Below are 5,262 nucleotides of genomic sequence, written 5' to 3'. Positions count from 1 at the left end.
AATGAGCGAAGCTGGAAAGATGAAGTAAGAGAAGTAGTTGATTTGGCAAAGCAACAGACAAGTAATTTTCAGGAGTTTTCCGAGCACTTAGAAGAAAATGGAGTGGGTGTGTCGGTTCGAGGAAAAACCATTACATATACCCATATGAACGAAAATAAAAAAGTACGTGGAAAGAAATTAGGGGAGTTGTACACGAAAGAAGGTGTAGAGGATGAGTTTGAAAGACGAAATACAGAACAAAAAAGAGATACGTCAAATAGAGATGCTGAAACACGATTTACTAGCGAAGTTGAGCGAACTAGAGAGAAAATCAACGGAGCAAAACACGATAGTAGTCGAGTTAGTGAGCCAAACCCTAGACTTAATGAAAAACCAACAATCATGGATGGAATCGGTCTTGCAGCGGGTAGAGATGTTAGAGAAGAGCAAAAACGTAAAAAACGTTATGAAGAATGGCGACGCCGTTCTCAAGAAAGAGAGCGTTGAACCCAAAAAATCAGTATTACCTATGATTTCGGATACAGATAACATCATGTTATTTGATGGTGAACCTTACAAAGTGGATTTTATAAACGGACAGTATATAAAAACAAAAATAGCATGGGAGCAAATTCCGAAACGCAGACATGCTGAATTGGTATAACAAAAAGGTGCTATCCATGTAGTGGATCAGCACCTTTTGTATGTTAATGTTGCGATTGTAATTTTAATTCTTCAAGTTGTTTAAAGAGTTTTTTTGCACTATGAAAATCTAATGTTTTAGCTCTATATATGAAAAACCACTGTTCAGTATTTCTATTGAGTAAGGCATGATATGTATTTGTTACTTCTTCCGTTTTCTTTGCAATACTTTCTGGGTCACGTAAAAATAAATCTTGGTAGATAAAGTGGTTAAGATTTATTTCTTGTAATTCCTGTTGAACCCTAGCAATAGCAGATTCAAATCCAATTTCAAAGCAGTAAACCATAAATTTGTTGTTAATATACTTTTTTAAATTCATAAATAAAGCCTCCAGTAATTTAGTTTGATTTATATAAAACGTTCCTGCATACTGGAGACATGCAAATAGGCCTAGGAACTTATTTAGCATGGTGTTCTCTGTATTTCAGTATGCAGGGAACATTTTTTATTTATTTTTTGCGTTCATCAATAATTTTAGGGTTATTAGAAAGTTTGTAGTGAAACGGATTTTCTTGATACTCCTCACTCATAAATCTCGCTATCATATTTTCTCCATAGGCTGATACACTTTGTTCCTCTGTATCTATTTTCATGCCTAAAACTTTAAAAATAGCTTGTAATTGAATAGCGGTTAAAGGGATTTGAAAATCACCATCTTCGTATTCAAAATTTAATTCAGCGATATACTTCTTCATGGTACTACTCCTATTCTTCATGTTCTTTTATTTCGAGTAATTGAGGTTCTGAAGAACAATTTTGTTCTGGTAATGCTTTTTGTTTTCCCCTCAAGATTTCAACAGAGTTTAAAGGTTTGTCCTCTTCGTAATAATTCAAGAGGATTTGGCGCTTTGTATCATTGCCTTTCATCATGATATTAGGGTTTACAAGATAAACGCCGTTTTGCTTTTTCTTGATAAAGTTATTTTCTTGAAGCTTTTTCATTAATTTTGCAATGGTAGGCTCGGAAACTCCTACATCTTTTGAGATTTGTTTGTACGTTCCTATAAACAAGTTATTAGATTGATTTGTATTTTCTGCTATGTAAATAAAAATATCTAATTGTTTATTATCTATGATCCCTAGAACTGTTAAGAAATCCATTAAATACATTTTCCAAAAATTTTTAGCGCCATAGGCTCTTTTTGTAATTTGGTCTACATGAATTACTTCTCCTGTTTGTGTATCTATTAATTCTCTCTTTCTTTCCCCTATTAGTGTTTGTGTATCTGCATGGTATTCTAAATTTTTATCATATTTTGGCATAATGTAAATCTCCTCTTACTAAATTTTCATTTTAGTATCCACTTAACATTTTAAATTTTATACTAAATAATAAGTAAAGTAAATACTTAAAAACAAATTAAGCGAGCACTAAACAAAAGTTAAGTAAAGACTAAACAAAAGTTAAGTGCTCAAAACTCTATAAACCCTTGATATATATAGGTTTATTCCACTTTTACCTTTGATTTACTCTCTTCTATAATCAAAAGAGCTTTTCTCCATGCAATGGTCAGGTAGTATTTTTTGAAAAAAAACATTCAAAAAATCTCCACCTTTCCTCCACTGCATTCCGAAATTCGGCAGGTGTGGGCATGTCGCCAAGCCGAACATACCAAAAACGAGGAATTAGGTAGCACGACTTGGATTAGCAATTGTACCTGCCGAACCGCCTAATTCTACTGTTCACGAATAAACTCTTACTTCATGTTTTGATGACACTAAAAGGGGCTAGCCCCTCGCTTCGCTTCACCCCAGCCACTTCCTCACACCCAAAAACAAGGGAGGATAACCTTCTTTAAAGGCTTATACAATCTTTTTAAGACGTTTGTTTTGATCACCAAGTATTTTTGTATGCGGACAAGTTAAAAACGCTCAGAGGGCTTTCTGAGGGGTGAGAAGTCTGTTGTCTTCGCCAAGATTCCCTAAACAGGAGAAAGAATATAGCGAATCGTTGTAATAGATGTAAAGAGTAAAAAACAAAACGTTACAATAAATCATTGTAATTATAATTACACGACTCATATAACATCATTACATGAGTCGTGTAATAGTCTTACATGACTCATGTAATGCCTAAAAACCTCTTAAACCCTTGATATATCTATCTTAAACACTATTTTCACAACAACTTTCTCCTCTCTTATCTTGTACCATGGTTTTGGGTTTTGGATTCGACTATATAAAAAATAAGCTTTCCTCTAAGCAATGGTCGGGTAGTATTTTTCAAGAACTTCACTTGAAAAATCTCCACCCTTTTTTCCATTGCTTAGAGGAATTCGGCAGATGTGGGCATATCGCCAAGCCGAACATACCAAAAACGAGGAATTAGGTAGCACGACTTGGATTAGCAATTATATCTGCCGAACCGCTTAGTTCTACTGCTCATGAATAAATTCTTATTCCATGTTTTAATGACACTAAAAGGGGCTAGCCCCTCGCTTCGCTTCACCCCAGCCATTACCTCACACCCAAAAACAAGGGGAAATTTATCTTTTTTTAGCACATAAAATAGTGTATCGTAATATAAAAACAAAATAATAAAGAATAGGTAAATGAATATCATGATTAAATTTGAACCATTTAACCCCACTATAAATGACCTAGCAATCAAATTTGCGATGGTGATCTTTATACCATTATTTCTAGGTTTGCTTGTCAAAATAATACTTATGAGATTTATAAAAGAATCGATTGCTGGTAGACTCGCATCTTTATCTTTTTTATTTTTCATGTACTATGTATTCAAATTTGTTACGAAGTAAAAACAAATTTGAAGGCTTTTTAAAGGCTCATACAATCGTTTTAAGATGTTTGTTTCGTTCAGTAAGTAATTTGGTCATGTAGACAAGTTAAAAACGTTTAGAGGGCTTTCTGAGGGGCGAGAAGTCTGTTGTTTTCGCCAAGATTCCCTAAACAGGAGAGAAAGTGTAGGGAATCTTGGAAAAGCTTGCTACAAAATGACGGAAAAGGAACGGACGAAACAATTGCCATGCCCTTGCGCCGCAAGGGCGAAGACAAGAGAGAAGTATAATATACTTTGGGGTATACTATACTTCGTTATTTTTTCAGGATTTGTGTTAAAATGATTGATAAGATAGGAGCAGTTTTTCGGAGTACGCTCGGCTAAATAAAAAACCGAAACTAGGAGTAGCCTTACCGTAGTAGGCAAGGAAAAGAGTGTGGATCCACACTCTTTTTTTGTATAGAGAAACAGAGCGATTATGCCGCGAAAGTTTCTTTATTATGAGGGGAACCCTCATGCAAACTACTGGAGGTGGTCCCATCGGGCGGTTTTTGACCGGTGGGATTGCCTTCGGGAGTTTGAGGGTTTAGAGGCTCGTGGTCAAGAAAACGTGGAATAAATAGCGTTCATTGAGGAACAGCTAGACCACGTTTTTTGTTTTTAAAAGGGGGATTGGGGGAAAGTGAAACGTCCCCCAACAAGTGGTATTTGCAGACACTGAACGGAGTGAAGTGGCTAGCAAATACGTCGCTTGCCAAGTGTTTGAGGTTGCGCTATGCTAGAGATATAAACATATCGAAGTCATAGCGGTTGATAGAGAGCCAAGGGCAAAATATCAACCCTCAAATACGGGACTGGAGGGGTTGGAAATGAACGAGGAGCGTAATGCAGTATCTAGCAATTCTTTGGCGAAAAAGAAAGAGCCAAGAAGAAGAGATAGTATACAAATTAGCTTTCGAGTGAATGAGCAAGATTACGAAAAATTAAAGGCGTCAGCTGACAATTTGAGTATGAGTGTGACGGCTTTCGCAAAAATGAAGGTGCAAAATGCTCGCATGATGAAACCAAAATTTGATAAAGAAAGCAGTCTGCAGATTATTACGGAATTGAATCGAATTGGGAACAACGTGAACCAAATCGCAAAGTATTGCAATATGAGACAGTCCGGTCGATTTGGTGGAAACCAGATGGACAGTTTGATTGAAAAGAATTTGAAAGAAGTAGAAAGAGAGTTGGCAGCCTTATGGCAACAACTAAATTAGGGAATTCGAAGAGTTGTTCTAAGGTGATTAATTATGCCGAGAAACGAGCGGTTGTGCAAAGTGGTGTCAATTGTATGCCGGAGTTTGCAAAGTCGCAAATGAAGGCCGTTAGGATGGTACATGGAAAGGATACAGGTGTACAGGCGCATACCATTATTCAATCCTTTAAACCAGGGGAAGTGACAGCGGAACAAGCCAATGATTTAGGGCGACAACTTGCTGAATCGATTGCACAAGGACATCAAGTTGCTATTTACACGCATAACGATACGGAACACATTCATAATCACATTGTGATTAACTCTGTACATATGGAAACAGGTAGAAAATATCAAAGTAATGCTAGCCAAATAAAATTAGTAAAATCCGAAAATGATAGAATTTGTGAAGATAATGGACTTTCAGTGGCTAGCCAAAAAGCAGAGATTCGCTATACATTAGCAGAACATTCATTATTAGAGAAAAATGAGCGAAGCTGGAAAGATGAAGTAAGAGAAGTAGTTGATTTGGCAAAGCAACAGACAAGTAATTTTCAGGAGTTTTCCGAGCACTTAGAAGAAAATGGAGTGGGTGTG

General features: G+C 36.2%; 7 protein-coding genes and 1 pseudogene. 5 read left to right on the top strand and 3 right to left on the bottom strand.

Annotated features, from left to right (window positions below; translation table 11 throughout):
• Nucleotides 1-486: pseudogene (locus MR168_RS32130) on the top strand (relaxase/mobilization nuclease domain-containing protein); the annotation flags it as partial.
• A 22-nt stretch (nucleotides 487-508) separates the two neighbouring features.
• The gene (locus tag MR168_RS33535) at nucleotides 509-643 is read left to right on the top strand and encodes a hypothetical protein (protein ID WP_277931509.1); all 135 of its coding nucleotides are present in this window, start codon (nucleotides 509-511) and stop codon (nucleotides 641-643) included.
• A 43-nt stretch (nucleotides 644-686) separates the two neighbouring features.
• On the opposite strand, the gene MR168_RS32125 is transcribed toward MR168_RS33535, so the two are convergent.
• From MR168_RS32125 to MR168_RS32115, 3 genes are all read right to left on the bottom strand, one after another.
• Complete coding sequence (locus tag MR168_RS32125) at nucleotides 687-1,001, bottom strand: hypothetical protein (RefSeq protein WP_001049714.1); 315 nt, start codon at nucleotides 999-1,001, stop codon at nucleotides 687-689.
• Nucleotides 1,002-1,131: 130 nt separating this feature from the next.
• Nucleotides 1,132-1,377, bottom strand: coding sequence for a hypothetical protein (locus MR168_RS32120; RefSeq protein WP_000759847.1), 246 nt, complete (start codon nucleotides 1,375-1,377; stop codon nucleotides 1,132-1,134).
• A gap of 10 nt (nucleotides 1,378-1,387) precedes the next feature.
• A complete protein-coding gene (locus MR168_RS32115) occupies nucleotides 1,388-1,945 on the bottom strand; it encodes a replication/maintenance protein RepL (protein WP_001127312.1) in 558 nt (185 codons plus the stop codon).
• A 1,289-nt stretch (nucleotides 1,946-3,234) separates the two neighbouring features.
• On the opposite strand from MR168_RS32115, the gene MR168_RS32110 reads away from it, so the two are divergent.
• The 3 genes from MR168_RS32110 to MR168_RS32100 form a co-directional block, all read left to right on the top strand.
• Nucleotides 3,235-3,444, top strand: coding sequence for a hypothetical protein (locus tag MR168_RS32110; protein ID WP_242262397.1), 210 nt, complete (start codon nucleotides 3,235-3,237; stop codon nucleotides 3,442-3,444).
• Between the two features lie 850 nt (nucleotides 3,445-4,294).
• Nucleotides 4,295-4,687: a MobC family plasmid mobilization relaxosome protein gene (locus MR168_RS32105; protein ID WP_242262399.1), complete on the top strand. Its 393-nt coding sequence runs from the start codon at nucleotides 4,295-4,297 to the stop codon at nucleotides 4,685-4,687.
• Nucleotides 4,669-5,262: relaxase/mobilization nuclease domain-containing protein (locus MR168_RS32100; protein WP_242291747.1), on the top strand; the 594-nt coding region annotated here is incomplete at its 3' end. The genes MR168_RS32105 and MR168_RS32100, both read left to right, overlap by 19 nt.

This window comes from Bacillus cereus group sp. BfR-BA-01356, from assembly GCF_022663635.1.
Taxonomy (GTDB): domain Bacteria; phylum Bacillota; class Bacilli; order Bacillales; family Bacillaceae_G; genus Bacillus_A; species Bacillus_A cereus.
Note: the sequence above shows the minus strand (reverse complement) of the source record. Positions and strands in the feature narration are given on the sequence as shown.